Raw genomic sequence first — 15590 nt, 5'->3', positions numbered from 1 at the left:
TGTCGGAGGTGCGACGTACCGTGTCTGCATGCGCATCCTGCACACCTCCGACTGGCACATCGGGCGCTCCTTCCACGGGCACTCCACCCTCGACGCCCTCAGCGGCGTGCTCGACGTGCTCGTCGGCCAGGTGCGTGAGAACGCCGTCGACGCGGTCATCGTGGCCGGCGACGTCTTCGATTCCGCGGCGCCGTCGGCGGCGTGCTACCCGGTGCTCTCCCGCACGCTCGCGGCGCTCGCCGATGCCGGTGCACGCGTCGTCGTCACCAGTGGCAACCACGACTCCGCTGCGCGCCTCGGCTTCCAGTCGGCGCTGCTGCGCGCCGACATCACCGTTCTGACCGATCCGACATCGGTCGGAACGCCCGTCACGCTCGCCGACGAGCACGGTCCCGTGCACGTCTACGGCATCCCTTACCTGGAGCCCGCGATCGTCCGCCACCTGTGGCCCGGTGTCGAGCTGCGCAACCAGGCGCAGACCATGCGCCATGCGCTCGACCTGGTGCGCGCCGATCTCGCCGAGCGGGGAGGCCGCTCGATCGTCGCGGCGCACTGCTTCGCCGCCGGAGTCGATGCGACGCCGGGCGTCGAGCGCGAGATCCGACAGGGCGGTCTCGACGTGGTGCCGCTCACCGCATTCGACGGGCCCGATTATGTGGCGCTCGGCCACATCCACGGCCGTCAACAACTGTCCGAGCGCGTGCGCTACGCCGGGGCGCCCCTGCACTACAGCTTCGGTGAGGCGGGCAAGCCGCGCGGGTCGTGGCTCGTCGACCTCGATGCCGACGGGCTGTCGTCGGTCCGATGGCTCGATCTCCCCGTTCCGCGCGCGCTCGTCACCCTCGAGGGGCCTCTCGACGACCTGTTGACGCACGAGCGGTTCGATGCCCATCGAGGCGACTGGGTCCGCGCCGAGTACACCGATTCCACTCCCCAGCCCGACCCGATGCGTCGGTTGCAGGCGCGGTTCCCGTGGTGCGCCACCGTGGTGCACGCGCCCGCCGAGACCCGACCCGACGACGGTGAGGGCTATGCGCGGCGCGTTCGCGCTGCGCGCGACGACGCGGAGGTCATCGACGCCTTCCTCGCCCACGTGCGCGAGGGTGAGGGTGCCTCCCCGGCCGAGCGCGAGCTCATCCGCCACGTCCTCGACGCCCGCGCCGTCGCGGAGGCCCACGCATGAAACTGCACCGACTCGAACTCGAGGGCTTCGGCCCGTTCCTCGACGTGCAGCAGGTCGACTTCGACGCGTTCGCCGACGACGGGATCTTCCTCATCACCGGTCGCACGGGTGCGGGCAAGTCCAGCGTGCTCGACGGCGTCTGTTACGCCCTCTTCGGCGGGGTGCCGCGCTACGACGGCGCCGAGCGTCGCCTCCGCAGCGACCACTGCGAGCCCGACGACCCCACGCGGGTGACGCTGGAGTTCAGCGCCGACGGCGACCGGTGGCGCGTCACGCGGTCGCCCGAGTTCGAGCGTCCCAAGCGGCGCGGCGGCGGCACGACGAAAGAGCCGCATCGCGCCCTCCTTGAGGTCCTCGCGCCCGAGGGATGGACGGGGGTCGCCGCCCGCCCCGTCGACGTGGCCGCGAAGCTCGACGAGATCCTGGGTCTGACGCAGCAGCAGTTCCTGCAGGTCATCCTGCTGGCGCAGAACCGGTTCGCCCGCTTCCTCCTCGCCAAGAACGACGAGCGCCTCGGCCTGCTGCGCACGCTGTTCGGGACGCGCTCGTTCGAGCAGTACGCCACCGACCTCGACGAGCGTCGCAAGCGCGCACAAGAGATGCTCGCCGCCGAGGGCGTCGAGGTCGCCACCCTGCTCGACGAGGCCGAGCGTCTCGCGGCCGAGGTCCACGTCGACGGTCATCCCGGCGCCGATGTCGCGGTGGTCGACGGCGCGCGCGGCGTCGGTGATCGTCTCGCAGACGTGGTGCGAGCGGTCGAGCGAGCGCACTACCGCGTCGACACCCTTGCACGAGAGAACGCCACGGTCGACGCCCGGCTCGATGCGGCCCTCGCGGCCGAGCACGAGGCCCGGTCGCTGGCCGAACGTCAGAGAGCACGACAGGCGGCGCGCACCGAGCTCGCCGACCTCGAGGCCCGATCCGAGACGATCGCGTCCGCCCGGCGAGAGGCTGCGACCGCCGCCGAGGCCGAAGCATTGCGCCCGGCGCTCGAGGCGAGCGCGTCGGCCCGACAGGCCGCCGCCGTCGCAGCCGAGCGTCACGTCGCCGCGGCGTCACGCGTCCACGAATGCGACGAAGACGACACCGGCGACGATCTCGCACCTCGCGACGACGCGCTCACCGCCCTCCTCGCCCGGGGCGAGGCGGCCCTCGCCGCCGAGCTGTCACTCGCCGCGCTCGACCACGACCTGGTTCGGCTGCAGGCAGGGGTAGACGGCCTCGAGAGCGAGCGTCAGACGCTCGTCGGCAGCCGCGCCGAGGTTCCCGAGTTGCTCGCCGCCCTCGATCAGCGTCTGACGGAGCTGTCGGGGGCAGATGTGCGCCGCGAGTCCGCGCTCGCGCATCGCGATGAGACCGCCCGTCGCCTCGAGGCCGCTCGTGAGGCGGCGCGGCTGCTCGACCAGCGCGAGCAGGCCGACCTGGCGTCGCTGGTGCGCGCAGACGACCTCCAGCGGGCGATCGAGGCGTGGACGACGCTCCTGCGCAGGCGGCTTTCGGGTGCCGCGATCGAGCTCGCCCATGAACTCGTCGACGGCGAGCCCTGCGCGGTCTGCGGTGCGCGCGAACACCCTCGTCCCGCGCGAGGAACCGACGTCCCGGTGAGCGATGCCGACCTCGCGGCAGCAGAAGAGCGAAAGAACGCCGCGGCCGAGAGCGACCGGCTCGCCTCCGACGCGGCGCGGGTCGCTCGAGACGCGCACACGATGGCCGCCGCCCTCGCCGGAGGCGAAAGCGTCGACCAGCTCGAATCCCGTCTGGCGGCGGCCGAGACCGCGCTCGCGGACGCGAGGTCCGACGTCGACGAGGCCGATCGCCTCCGCGTCGATCGCGACCGCGCCGCCGACCTCGACGCCACCATCGCGCGCCGTCTCGGCGTGCTGACCGAACAACTCGCCGGTGCCCGCCAGGAGCTGGCTCTCGCGCAGCAGCGTGCAGACGCACTGCGCGCGGAGGTCGACGCCGCCCGCGGCGACTTCGCGACGGTCGCTGCTCGCCAGCACGACCTGCGAACGCGACGCGAGGCCGTGCGCGGGCTCCTCGCGGCGCGAACGGCTCTCGCGAACGCACGCGATGCCGTCCGCGCGGCCGACGACGGCCTCGACGCGCTCGTCACCGCAAGCTCCTTCGCCGACCGGGGAGCGGTCGCCGCAGCGCTGCGCTCGACGGCGGAGCGTCGCCGGCTCGACACGAGCGTCGCCGAGCACGAGGCGGCGCTCGCCGCGACGCGCCAGCGACTGCTCGACCTCGAGCTCACCCTCGTCGACGCGGGCGACGAACCCGTCGACCTCGCTCCCTTCGCGGCCGAGGTGGCGTCGGCCCGCGAGGCCGTGCAGTCCACGGCCGCCGCCCACGCCGCGGCGCGTGCCCTCGCCGACCGTCTGCGCTCGCTCGCGCAGCGCGCCGACGCCGGCCACGCCTCCATCGCGGCGCTCTCCGACGAGCACGCGGTCGTCGCTCGTCTGGCCGACACGGTCGCCGGTCGTGCGCCGAACACGCGCCGCATGACGCTCGAGACGTTCGTGCTCGCCGCCGAACTCGAAGAGATCGTCACCAGGGCCAATCTGCGCCTCGAGCACATGTCCGCCGGACGATACCGCCTGCAGCACACCGACGCCCTCGCCGCGCGGGGCGCGGCCAGCGGTCTCGGGCTCGAGATCATGGACGCGTTCACCGGCCAGTGCCGTCCGCCGCAGTCGCTGTCGGGCGGCGAGACCTTCCTCACGTCCCTTGCGCTCGCGCTCGGCCTGGCCGAGGTCGTGACCGCGCGCGCGGGCGGCCTGCGCCTCGACACCCTGTTCATCGACGAGGGCTTCGGCTCACTCGACGACGACACGCTCGACCTCGCCATGCGCACTCTCGACGAGCTGCGTCAGGGCGGTCGCACGGTCGGCGTCATCAGCCACGTCGCATCGATGCGCGACCAGCTGCCCGCACAGCTGAACGTGTCCGCCACGACGCGCGGTCCGAGCGTGATCCGGCAGGGTGTCGCAGCAGCCGTCGGCTGACGGTCGATGCGGCGAGCCCGCCTCTAGGCTTCTCGTATGCGCAAGAGCACTCTGTGGACCATCGTCGGTGTCGTCGTCGCCGTGATCATCGCCTGGGTGCTGGTCAACGTGCTGTTCTCGCTGATCGCTTTCGCGTTCCGTCTCGTCGCCGTGGCGGTGGTCGCGCTCATCGTCTTCTTCATCCTCCGCGCGGTGTTCGCCCGGCGCGACGTCGACTGACCCTCGCCTGGGGCGCGCAGACGCACGACCGCCGCGAACGCAACCCCGGACGCCGCGTCTCAGGCCCGGAGTAGCGTCCGAGACGATGCCTGATCAGCCCCCCACCTCCGAGTCTTCCGCCCCCATCACCCGCGACATCGACCTGTCGTCGCGGCACCGCTGGCGGGCGTACTGGGTCGCTGTCGCGGTGGCGGCCCTGACCATCCTCGATCTGACGAAGGTGAACGTCGCGCTGCCCTCGATCGAGGCTGCGCTGAACGCCGGACCCACCGAGTTGCAACTCGTCGTCTCGGGCTACATCCTCACCTTCGGTCTGGTCCTCGTGCCCGCCGGACGTTTGGGAGACCTGCGGTCACGCCGGGTGCTGTTCCTCGTGGGGCTGTCGTTGTTCCTCGTCACGAGCCTCGCCTGTGCCCTCGCCCCCGACACGACCGTGCTCCTGGTCGCCCGTCTCCTGCAGGGCGTGGCGGCCGGCATCCAGATGCCGCAGGTGCTGGGTCTCGTCCAGCAGCTGTTCCAGGGCAAGGAGCGTGGACGGGCGTTCGGGCTGTTCGGTGCCACGATCGGCATCGCCACGGCGTTCGGGCCCACCCTGGGTGGACTGCTCATCGCGCTCGGCGGCAGCACCGACGGCTGGCGGCTCATCTTCTGGATCAACATCCCGCTCGTCGCCGTGGTGATCGCCCTCGCCGCCTGGCTGCTGCCCGACACCCGCACGAAGTCGCACCGCCGCCTCGATCTCGATCCGGTGGGCGTCGTGCTGTTCGCCCTGACGATCCTCGCGCTGATGTGGCCGTTCCTGTTCACCACGGGCAGCCCCGACGACGATCCGAACCGCTGGTGGTTGCTCGTGGCATCCGTGGTCTTCGCCGCGGCGTTCGTCTTCTGGGAGCGGCGGTATGCCGAGCGGGGCCGGATGCCGCTCATGCCGTTCTCGATCTTCTCGCTCCCGTCGTATCGCAACGGCGTGCTGATCTCGACCGCGTACTTCTCGGCGATCCCGGCGATGTTCCTTTTGGGAACGCTGTTCCTCCAGGGCGGGCTGGGCCTGCAACCGGTCTTCGCGGGGATGGTGACGATCGGCTTCGCCGTCGCGTCGGCCTGGAGCTCATGGATCGGCGGCAACCTGGTCACCCGGCTCGGCCGCCCGCTCGTGGTGTGGGGGATTCTCGGCATGGTGGCCACCGCCGGCAGCCTCGTGCTGGTTGCGTTGTTCACCGCGCCCGAGTGGACGCCGTGGGCGATGGCCGCGGTGATGGCGTTCGGCGGGTTCGCGGGCGGGCTCGTGATCTCCCCGAACCAGACCCTCACCCTGGCCGACATCCCCGTGCGCAGCGGGGGAGTCGCCGGCTCCGTCGGTCAGCTCGGCCAGCGCATCGGTACGGCCGTCGGCACGGCGATCGCCCTGGCGTTGTTCTACGCCACGGTCTACCGCGAACAAGACACGGTGGATGACACGGTCGTGCTGTACCACGACGCTTACGCGTCGGGCATGATCACCGTCGGCGTCTTCCTGGGTCTCGCCCTCATCGTGGGCGTCGCCGACCTGGCCAAGCGCGCGAAGACGGGCTCGCAGACGCCGTAGTCGCTCGACGGCGTCGGCGCGTCCGCGTGACCGCTCGCTCGTGCTCGACGACGACCCGTGCGGTCGTCCGCAGCCCGAGGCGTCGGCGCCAGGTCGTCAGACCCCGTAGCGCGTGCGGAACTCGTCTCGCAGCTGGTGGCTGCAGCGCTCGACGACGACGTCCCACAGCTCGGTGGCACCGTCCTGCGCGCGGTCCGAGACGGCACGGAGGATGCGGATGGGCACACCGAACTGCTGAGCGACCCAGATCAGCGCGTACGACTCCATGTCGACCAGGCGCGCGCCGAGCCCGCGGATGAGGGCGACCGTCTGCGCATCGTCGACGAAGTGATCTCCCGTGGCGATGACGAGACCGTCGTGTCCCGTGTCGACCCGAGGCGGGAGCGACACGTGCTCGCCGAAGGTGCCGTCCAGCCCCTTCACGTCGTGCTGGATCGCACCGGCGATGTCGTAGATGCCCCCCTCGACGGCGTCGTCGATCGCGCCGGCCGTTCCGACGACGACGATCTCGTCGTACTCGCCCTGGCACAACGCCCGCGTGAGCGCCGAGGCCGCGGGGATCTTCCCCACCCCGGTGAGCAGTCGCTCGAAACCGGGGATGTCCGCCTCGAAGGCGGCGAGTTCGGACGCGTGGGCGGCGACGAGGAGCTTCACCCCTCCATTCTGACGTGTGCGCCGGAGGGGGCGCACGCTGCGCGGTCCGGGCCCGCACGGGCCCGGACCGGGCGGGTCAGTCCTGAGCCGGTTCCGACGCCGCGGAGAGACGGGCAAGTTCTGCCGCCGTCAGCTCGAGCGAGGCGCTGGCCAGGAGGTCGGCGACCTGCTCGACCTTCGACGCGCTGGCGATGGGCGCGACCACGGTCGGCTGCGCACGCAGCCACGCGAGTGCCGTGGTGGCGATCGACGCATCGTGCGCACGCCCGACCTGCTCGAGCGCATCGATGAGGGCGAGGCCGGCGGGGGTGGCGAGCTTCGCGGCCCCCTCCGCGCGCGGCGAGCTCCCCGTGGCATCCGACGAACGGTACTTGCCCGTGAGGAACCCGCTCGCGAGTGCGTAGTAGGGCACGAGCGACATGCCGTACTGCTGGGCGACGGGCACGATGTCGCGCTCGACCTCGGTGCGGTGCACGAGGTTGTAATGCGGCTGGATGGCGATCGGCAGGTCGGCACCCGACGCCTCCGCGAGGGAGATCCACTCGCGGACGCGCTCGGCGGTGTAGTTCGAGACGGCGACGTAGCGCACCAGGCCGTCGCGCACGAGGTCGGCGAAAGCTGCGACGGTCGCTTCGAGAGGAGTGTCGGCGTCGTCGAAGTGGGCGTAGTACAGGTCGATCGCGTCGACGCCCAGTCGCTTCAGCGACGCCTCCGCCGCAGCACGGACGTTCTGCGCCCCGAGACCGCGGAAGTCGGGGTGCTGACTCACTTTCGTCGCCACCACGACGTTCTCAGGTCGGCGTGAGCCGAGCCACTCCCCGATGAGGGTCTCGCTCTCACCGCCCGAGTTGCCGGGCACCCACGCGCTGTACGCATCGGCGGTGTCGATGAAGTTCCCGCCGCCGGCGTGGAACGCGTCGAGGACCGCGAAGGAGGTGTCGCGATCGGCGGTCCAGCCGAAGACGTTCCCGCCGAGCGAGAGAGGGAGGATGTCGAGGTCGCTGCGTCCGATGCGCGTCATGATGTCCTTTCGAGGGTGTCCGATCCTTGGGACAACGACACCCGTCCGGGGACATTCCCGCGACGCGCCGGGTCAGCTTCCGCCGGAGAGGATGCCGACGAGGCCGCTGATCAGCAGCCACAGGCCGATGCCCGCGCCCGCGATCCAGATGACGACCGTGCCGGGCGGGAACTTCTTCTTGCCGCCGTCTTCGCCGGGCGCCGTCACGAGCGCACCATCATCACGATCGAGACGATCAACACGGCGAGACCTCCGACGACGCCGATAGCGGCGATGATGGGGCCTCCGCCGGCGAGGAACGCCGCCGCACCGAGAGCGAGGAACAGTGCGGCCACCACGATGCCGATGATCTGGTAGATCCGGTACCGACGGCCGACCGCCGACGTCTTCTGCTCGCTCACGCTGCCCCCTTCCGCCCCAGGCTATCGAAAAGCCGCGCGCTCCCTGGCCGTTCTCCCCGGACGACCCCCACGACCGCGGCGCGGCGTACCGTAGGCGCATGGCGCGTCCCGTTCCCGAACCCGTTCGTCCCGGCCAGCAGTCCGTGTGGGATTACCCTCGCCCGCCGCGCGTCGAGCGCGAGAACAGGCGGGTGCAGATCGACCTCGGCGGCACGCGCATCGTCGACACCGACGACGTCGTCCGGGTGCTCGAAACCAGTCATCCGCCCGTGTACTACCTGCCCATCGCCGCGTTCGGCGACGCGCTGTCGCGAGGACAGGGGGCGTCGTTCTGCGAGTACAAGGGCGCGGCTCGCTACTTCGACGTGCATGGCGGCGGGGGAGTGGTCGCCGAGCGGGCCGCGTGGAACTACCCCGCCCCGCTGCCCGGGTACGAGACGCTGCACGACCGTGTTGCGGTGTACGCCGGCCCGATGGATGCCGTGATCCTCGGCGGCGAGACCGTCGAGCCGCAGCCCGGCGGCTTCTACGGTGGCTGGGTCACGAAAGACCTCGCCGGTCCGTTCAAGGGCATCCCCGGCTCGATGGGCTGGTAGCCGGGGCGGGTCAGCCGTCGAACGCCTGCGGGACCGCCGCGTGCAGGTCGGCCAGCCACACCCGCGCGTTGCCGTCGGAGGGCGCGCGCCAGTCACCGCGCGGCGACAGCGATCCGGCCGGTGAGACCTTCGGCCCGTTGGGGATGGCCGTGCGTTTGAACTGCGCGAACCCGAAGAAGCGCTGCAGGAACACCTCGAGCCACTTCGCCACGGTCACGAGGTCGTACGAGGGCCGTTCACCCTCGGGGTAACCCGCGGGCCAGGTTCCGACACCCGGATCCGACCAGGCGTGGGCGGCGAGGAAGGCGATCTTCGAGGGGCGGAAGCCGAAGCGCAGCACGTGATAGAGCGTGAAATCGTGCAGGTTGTAGGGACCGATCCGGTCTTCGGTGGACTGCATGCGTCCGTCTTGCCCGGCGGGCACGAGTTCGGGGCTGATCTCGGTGTCGAGCACCGCCTGCAGCACCTCGACCGTGGCGGGGCTGAGTTCGCCCGCCGAGATCACCCAGCGGATGACGTGCTGGATGAGCGTCTTGGGGATGCCCGGATTGACCGAGTAATGGCTCATCTGGTCGCCCACGCCGTAGGTCGACCAGCCGAGCGCGATCTCGGAGAGGTCGCCCGTACCGACGACGATCCCGCCGTTCTTGTTGGCGAGGCGGAAGAGATAGTCGGTGCGCAGGCCCGCCTGGACGTTCTCGAACGTGACGTCGTGCACCGGTTCGCCCGAGGCGAAGGGGTGACCCATGCGCGCGAGCATCTCGGATGCCGCGGGGCGGATGTCGATCTCTTCGATCGACGCCCCCACGGCCCGGGCGAGGGCGATGGCGTTGCGTTTGGTCTTGTCGCTCGTGGCGAAGCCGGGGAGCGTGTAGGTGAGGATGTCGCTGCGCGGTCGTCCCATGCGGTCCATGGCCCGGGCGATCACCAGCAGCGCGTGGGTCGAGTCGAGGCCCCCACTGACTCCGAGCACCGGTTTGGGGTCGCCGATGGCCTGCAGGCGCTGCACGAGGCCCGACACCTGGATGTTGAAGGCCTCGTAGCAGTCCTGCGCGAGACGCGCGGGGTCGTCCGGCACGAAGGGGAAACGATCCAGCGCCCGTCGCAGCCCGATGTCGCCCGCGGGCGGGGCGAGCTCGAACGACACCGTGCGGAAGACGGGGCCCGTCGTCTTGCGGTTGTCGTCGAAGGTGCCCTGACGGATGCGATCCTGTCGGAGGCGGTCGAGGTCGACGTCGGCGACACTGCGCCGAGGCCCGTCGGGGAAGCGCTCGGTCGTGTCGAGCAGCTGCCCTCCCTCGTAGATCATGGTCTGCCCGTCCCACGAGACGTCGTTCGTGGACTCGCCCTGCCCCGCGGCGGCGTACACGTACGCCGCGAGGCACCGCAGCGACTGCGATTGCGAGAGCAGGGTGCGATCGTCGGCGCGCCCGATCGTGATGGGACTGCCCGACAGGTTGGCCAGCACGGTCGCACCGGCCAGCGCGGCACCCGACGAGGGCGGAATGGGCACCCACACGTCTTCGCAGACCTCGGCGTGGAGCGTCAGCCCCGGCACGTCGACGGCGTCGAACAGAAGATCGGGCCCGAAGGGCACGGTGTGGCCCGCCACCCGGATGTGCTGGCCCGACTGATCGTCGCCCCGGGCGTACCAACGGTGTTCGTAGAACTCGCGATACGTCGGCAGGTAGGCCTTGGGGGCGACTCCGAGCACCCGCCCGCGGTGGATCACCACCGCGCAGTTGTAGAGGCGGTTGCCGTGTCGCAGCGGCGCACCCACGAGCAGCACGGGAAAAAGATCGACGGATGCCGCGACGAGGCCGGCGATCGCGGCCTCGACCGCGTCGAGCAAGGGGTCTTGCATCACCAGGTCGTCGATCGCGTACCCGGTGAGACAGAGCTCGGGGAAGACGGCTACGGCGACGCCCTCGGCGTCGCACGCTCGCGCGGAGTCGAGCACGGCGGCGGCGTTGGAGACGGGGTCGGCGACCGCGACGGGGATCGTACACGCGGCGACCCGCGCGAACCCGTGCCGGTAGACGCTCTCGAACGGCAGGTCGGTGATCACCCTCCCAGTCTGGCAGTCCCCTCCGACACTGCGGCCACCGGTGCGGGCGACCGCGTCCTGTGGACGCCGGCCCGGGCGATGTCGGGGGTCGCGGATAGCGTGGAGGCATGCGGTACATCGAGCACGACGCGCGAATCGTCTGGAGCGCCAGCGACCTGAAGGCCGCGGCCGAGTGCGAGTTCGCGTGGCTGCGTGCCATCGATGCGAAGCTCGGGCGCATCGCCGCCGTCGACGACCCCGAAGACGCGACGCTCGAGCGTGCCGCGCGCCTGGGTACCGCGCACGAGGTGCGCGTGCTCGACGAGTACCGCGCGCGGTGGGGCACGGCGGTGCGCGAGATCCCCGCCGCGCGGTCATCCGACGCGGGGGCGCTCTCGGAGGCCGTCCGTCTGACCGACGCCGCCCTCGCCGATCCCACCGCCGAGGTCGTCTACCAGGCGGCGTTCGCCACCGACGAGTTCGTGGGCTTCGCCGACTTCCTCGTCCGCGAGCCCGTGGCGCGCCCCGACGGCTCGCGCCCGTGGATCGTGCAAGACACCAAGCTCGCCCGCCGGGCGCGTGTCACGGCGCTCATGCAGCTCGCGGCGTACGTCGACCAGCTCGACCGGCTGGGGGTGTCCCGCTCCGACGAGGTGCAGCTGCTGCTCGGCGACGGCACCACCAGCACGCACCGTGTCGACGACCTTCTTCCCGTCTTCGCTCTGCGTCGCGAGCGCCTGCGCGCTCTCATCGCCGACCGGCGCGTCGACCTCGGCGCCGAGGGCCCGGTGATCGCCTGGGGCGACGCCCGCGGCGACCTGGGCGTCGTCGCCTGCGGCCGGTGCGCGACGTGCGAGCTCGAGGTCGTCGCCCATCGCGATCTGCTGCTCGTCGCCGGCATGCGGCCGGTGCAGCGCGACCGCCTGCGAGCGAGCGGCATCCTCACCATCGACGCGCTCGCGCAGGCGACCGCCGCCCCGGCCGCCATGAGCGCCGACACCTTCTCGTCGTTGCGCACGCAGGCGCGTCTGCAGCTCGAGAGTCCCGCGGGCGTACCGTCCGACGGTGCGCCGGAGCATGCCGTCCCCACGTTCGAGGTGGTCGCGCCGAAGTCGCTCGGGGTGTTGCCGCGTCCCGACCACGGCGACCTGTTCTTCGACTTCGAAGGCGACCCGCTCTACACCGAGGGCATCGGCGAACACTGGGGCATCGACTACCTCTTCGGATGGGTCGACACCCGAGAGACCTACGGCGCCATCTGGGCTCATACCTTCGACGAAGAACGCGACGCCCTCGAGCGCTTTCTCGACATGGTGGCGCTCCGACGTCAGCAGTACCCGGGCATGCACATCTATCACTACGCCCCGTACGAGCCGACGCATCTGCTGACCATGGCCGCGCGATACGGCGTTCGCGAGGCCGACGTCGACCGGCTGCTGCGCGACGGGGTGTTCGTCGACCTGTACCCGGTCGTGCGTCGGGCGTTGCGCGTGGGCTCGCGGTCGTATTCGATCAAGAAGCTCGAGCCGCTGTACATGGGCCACGAGGTGCGCACGAGCGATGTGCAGCGCGGCGACGATTCGATCGTGAAGTACGTCGAGGCGCGCGCCCTCGCGGCCGACGGTCATGCCGAGGCCGCGCGGGCCGGGCTCGACGACCTCGCCGACTACAACCGATACGACTGCGTCTCGACCCGCCGCCTGCGCGATTGGCTCGTCGACCGTGCGCGGGAGTCGGGCGCCGTGCCCGCCCGCGGGGCCGAACCCGACGAGCAGGCCTACGAGCCGTCTCCGCGGGCGACGGCCCTTCAGCGCTGGGCCGCGGACGCCGAGCCCGACTCGCGCGACGCAACGGCCCTGCGGCTCGCGGCCGCCGCGATCGACTACTACCCCCGCGAAGAGAAGACCTACTGGGCGACGCACTTCCTGAGGCTGCGCGAGCCCGTGTCGGTGTGGGAAGAGACGCGTGACGTCGTGGTGGTCGACGCCGCCCGCTCTCGGGTCGTGACCGATTGGCACATCGCCGAGTCGGGGCGCGGTTCCGAGCGCCGCCTGGTCGAGCTGCGCGGCGAGCTCGCCCCCGGCACGCGCCTGAGCGTGGATGCCGATCCATTCGCGATCTACGACCTGCCCGCCCCGTTCCCGCTCGACACCCGTCCGCGGTGGATCCACGGTGCAAGGCGCGTGACCGTGCGCGAGGTGCTCGACGACGGCGCGATCGTCGAAGAGATCGCGGCCGACGGCGTCACGTGGGACGAGTTCCCCCTCGCCCTCACCCCGGCGGCCCCACCTCGCGCCGGCAATCAGCAGAAGGCGATCGATGCATGGGCCGACGCCGTGCTGGCGGCGGCGCCGACGATCCCCCAGGGGCCCGCGGCCGACATCCTGCGGCGCGTGCCCCCGCGCACGCGCTCCGGCGCGCTCACGCCCTCCGCCGCGGCGGGTGTCGACGAGGTCACCGCGATCGCGCGCACCGTGGCCGACCTCGATCACAGCTACCTGGCGGTCCAGGGCCCGCCCGGCACCGGTAAGACCTACGTCGGCTCGCACGTCATCGCGCGGCTCGTGGCCGAGCGCGGCTACCGCATCGGCGTCGTCGCACAGTCGCACGCGACGATCGAGCACATGCTCGACCAGGTCATCGCCGCGGGTGTGCCGGCATCCCGGGTCGGCAAGGCACCCAAAGACCCGAGCGCCCCGCACGCGTTCACCGTGCTCCCCAAGAACGGCGTCGCGGGCTTCACCGCCGAGAACGCCGCGCACGGGTTCGTCGTGGGTGGCACGGCGTGGGACTTCAGCCACGAGGCGCGCATCCCGCGCGGAAGCCTCGACCTGCTCGTGATCGACGAGGCGGGGCAGTTCTCGCTCGCCTCGACGATCGCCGTCTCGCTCGCCGCCCAGCGTCTGCTGCTGCTGGGCGACCCGCAACAGCTGCCCCAGGTGAGTCAGGGAACGCACCCCGAGCCGGTGGACACCTCGGCGCTGGGGTGGATCATCGACGGTGCCGAGGTCATCCCGGCCGACCTCGGGTACTTCCTCGCCCGCACGCGGCGCATGCACCCGGCCGTCGCCGGACCCGTCTCGACACTGTCGTACGAGGGGCGCCTGGCGGCCCACCCGTCGACCGCTCTGCGACGGCTCGACGGCATCGAGCCCGGCGTACACGTCGTACCGGTGCGCCACCACGGAAACTCCACCTGCTCCCTCGAAGAGGCTGCCGAGGTCGCGCGCCTGGTGGCTGACCTCGTGGGCCGTGAGTGGACCGGAGCCGAGGGTGGCGCCGGCGACACCGCGACGATGCAGCTGCCGCGTCCGCTCGGCCAAGACGACATCATCGTCGTCACGCCCTACAACGGTCAGCAGGTGGCGGTCGAAGAAGCCCTCGCCGCGGCGGGATTCGCCGATGTGCCCGTCGGGACGGTCGACAGGTTCCAGGGCAAAGAGGCCGTCGTCGCCATCCTCACGCTCGCCGCATCATCGGGGCGCGATGCGCCGCGCGGCCTGGAGTTCCTGCTGCTGCGCAACCGCATTAACGTCGCGATCTCGCGCGCCATGCAGGCGGCCTACGTCGTGTACTCCCCGGCCCTGCTCGACGATCTGCCGCGCACACCGGAGGGGGTGGCGCGCCTCAGCGGCTTCGCCCGCCTGGTCGCGTCGGCAGGCTGACCCTCCCCGCGACCGCCGGCGTCGCTCCCGAGAGAGCGCACCCGCAGGACGCGTCAGGCGGTGCCGTACAGGCGGTCGCCCGCGTCGCCGAGGCCGGGCACGATGTACCCCTTCTCGTTGAGGCGCTCGTCGACGGCACCCAGCACGAGGGTCACGTCGTGACCCTCGACCTGCTTCTCGATCGCGGCCACGCCCTCGGGCGCGCCCAGCAGGCAGATCGCCGTGACGTCTTGCGCCCCGCGCGCGAAGAGGAAGTTGATCGCCGCGCCGAGCGAGCCGCCGGTGGCGAGCATCGGGTCGAGCACGAAGCACTGACGGTCGCTCAGGTCGTCGGGCAGGCGCTCGGCGTAGGTGGTGGGCTCGAACGTCTCCTCGTCGCGCACCATGCCGAGGAAGCCGACCTCGGCGGTGGGCAGCAGCTTGACCATGCCCTCCAGCATGCCGAGACCCGCACGCAGGATCGGCACGACGATCGGCCGGGGCTCGCTGATCTTGACGCCCTCGGTGGTGGTCACCGGCGTCTGGATCTCGATCGGCTCCACGCGGACGTTGCGCGTCGCCTCGTAGGCGAGGAGCGTCACGAGCTCCTCGGTGAGCTGGCGGAACACCGGCGACGACGTCTGCACGTCGCGCAGCACCGTCAGCTTGTGGGTGATGAGGGGGTGGTCGGCGACGTGGACACGCATAGGCTCAAGGCTAACCGCTTCCCCCGTCCCACCCCGTCCTGACTTTCGGAGCCCCGTGACGCCCACCGCCCGAGACCTCGCCGCGATGCACCGGGCGTTCGCTCTCGCCGCCGAGGCCGCCGCCGCCGACGACGTGCCCGTCGGCGCCGTCATCGTCGACGCCGACGGTCACGTCCTGGGCGAGGGTCGCAACCTCCGCGAGGTCACGAACGATCCCACGGCGCACGCCGAGGTGGTGGCGTTGCGCCAGGCGGCATCCCGAATCGGGTCCTGGCACCTCGCGGACTGCACGCTGGTCGTCACGCTCGAGCCGTGCGTGATGTGCGCCGGCGCGATCCTGCAGGCGCGTGTTCCCCGCGTGGTGTTCGGATCGTGGGATGCCAAGGCGGGAGCCGCCGGATCGATGTACGACGTGCTGCGCGACCGGCGCCTGCCGCATCGCGTCGAGGTGATCGGCGGGGTCCAGGAGCAGCGGGCCGCCGCCCAGCTGCAGGCGTTCTTCGAGCACCGCCGGTAAGGACCTCT

The 15590-nt window shown here is 71.4% G+C and carries 13 protein-coding genes; 7 read left to right on the top strand and 6 right to left on the bottom strand.

Annotated elements, in window-relative coordinates; all coding sequences use genetic code 11:
* The first annotated feature begins 28 nt into the window (after positions 1–28).
* From AS029_RS14700 to AS029_RS14685, 4 genes are all read left to right on the top strand, one after another.
* Positions 29–1183, top strand: a complete 1155-nt coding sequence (locus AS029_RS14700) for an exonuclease SbcCD subunit D (protein ID WP_058233346.1) — start codon at positions 29–31, stop codon at positions 1181–1183.
* Complete coding sequence (locus AS029_RS14695; protein ID WP_058233345.1) at positions 1180–4191, top strand: AAA family ATPase; 3012 nt, start codon at positions 1180–1182, stop codon at positions 4189–4191. Before AS029_RS14700 ends, AS029_RS14695 begins: the two co-directional genes overlap by 4 nt.
* A 36-nt stretch (positions 4192–4227) precedes the next feature.
* Positions 4228–4410: a hypothetical protein gene (locus AS029_RS14690; protein WP_058233344.1), complete on the top strand. Its 183-nt coding sequence runs from the start codon at positions 4228–4230 to the stop codon at positions 4408–4410.
* Between the two features lie 85 nt (positions 4411–4495).
* Positions 4496–5995 carry an MFS transporter gene (locus AS029_RS14685; RefSeq protein ID WP_082642325.1) on the top strand — a complete coding sequence of 500 codons (1500 nt, stop codon included), beginning with the start codon at positions 4496–4498 and terminating at the stop codon, positions 5993–5995.
* 96 nt (positions 5996–6091) lie between these two features.
* On the opposite strand, the gene AS029_RS14680 is transcribed toward AS029_RS14685, so the two are convergent.
* The 4 genes from AS029_RS14680 to AS029_RS14670 form a co-directional block, all read right to left on the bottom strand.
* Positions 6092–6649 carry a phosphorylase family protein gene (locus AS029_RS14680; RefSeq protein WP_058233343.1) on the bottom strand — a complete coding sequence of 186 codons (558 nt, stop codon included), beginning with the start codon at positions 6647–6649 and terminating at the stop codon, positions 6092–6094.
* A 76-nt stretch (positions 6650–6725) separates the two neighbouring features.
* Complete coding sequence (locus AS029_RS14675; RefSeq protein WP_058233342.1) at positions 6726–7670, bottom strand: aldo/keto reductase; 945 nt, start codon at positions 7668–7670, stop codon at positions 6726–6728.
* Between the two features lie 72 nt (positions 7671–7742).
* Entirely contained in the window at positions 7743–7877 is a 135-nt protein-coding gene (locus AS029_RS17995) for a hypothetical protein (protein ID WP_267127754.1), read from the bottom strand.
* The gene (locus AS029_RS14670) at positions 7874–8071 is read right to left on the bottom strand and encodes a hypothetical protein (protein WP_058233341.1); all 198 of its coding nucleotides are present in this window, start codon (positions 8069–8071) and stop codon (positions 7874–7876) included. The genes AS029_RS17995 and AS029_RS14670 overlap by 4 nt, the downstream gene beginning before the upstream one ends.
* 98 nt (positions 8072–8169) lie before the next feature.
* Here AS029_RS14670 and AS029_RS14665 point away from each other — a divergent pair, with 98 nt between their 5' ends.
* The gene (locus tag AS029_RS14665) at positions 8170–8667 is read left to right on the top strand and encodes a DUF427 domain-containing protein (protein WP_058233340.1); all 498 of its coding nucleotides are present in this window, start codon (positions 8170–8172) and stop codon (positions 8665–8667) included.
* A gap of 10 nt (positions 8668–8677) precedes the next feature.
* Here the strand turns inward: AS029_RS14665 and AS029_RS14660 are convergent, their stop codons facing one another.
* Positions 8678–10735: an NAD(+) synthase gene (locus AS029_RS14660; RefSeq protein WP_058233339.1), complete on the bottom strand. Its 2058-nt coding sequence runs from the start codon at positions 10733–10735 to the stop codon at positions 8678–8680.
* Between the two features lie 107 nt (positions 10736–10842).
* Here AS029_RS14660 and AS029_RS14655 point away from each other — a divergent pair, with 107 nt between their 5' ends.
* Positions 10843–14379, top strand: a complete 3537-nt coding sequence (locus AS029_RS14655; protein ID WP_058233338.1) for a TM0106 family RecB-like putative nuclease — start codon at positions 10843–10845, stop codon at positions 14377–14379.
* Positions 14380–14432: 53 nt separating this feature from the next.
* Here the strand turns inward: AS029_RS14655 and upp are convergent, their stop codons facing one another.
* Complete coding sequence (upp, locus tag AS029_RS14650) at positions 14433–15065, bottom strand: uracil phosphoribosyltransferase (protein WP_058233337.1); 633 nt, start codon at positions 15063–15065, stop codon at positions 14433–14435.
* 85 nt (positions 15066–15150) lie between these two features.
* Between upp and tadA the strand changes: the two genes are divergently transcribed.
* Entirely contained in the window at positions 15151–15582 is a 432-nt protein-coding gene (gene tadA, locus AS029_RS14645) for a tRNA adenosine(34) deaminase TadA (RefSeq protein WP_058233420.1), read from the top strand.
* The last annotated feature ends 8 nt before the right edge of the window (positions 15583–15590 follow it).

Origin of the sequence: Microbacterium enclense (assembly GCF_001456955.1) — a bacterium.
GTDB classification, from domain to species: domain Bacteria; phylum Actinomycetota; class Actinomycetes; order Actinomycetales; family Microbacteriaceae; genus Microbacterium; species Microbacterium enclense.
This window is presented reverse-complemented; position numbering and strand designations above follow the sequence as displayed.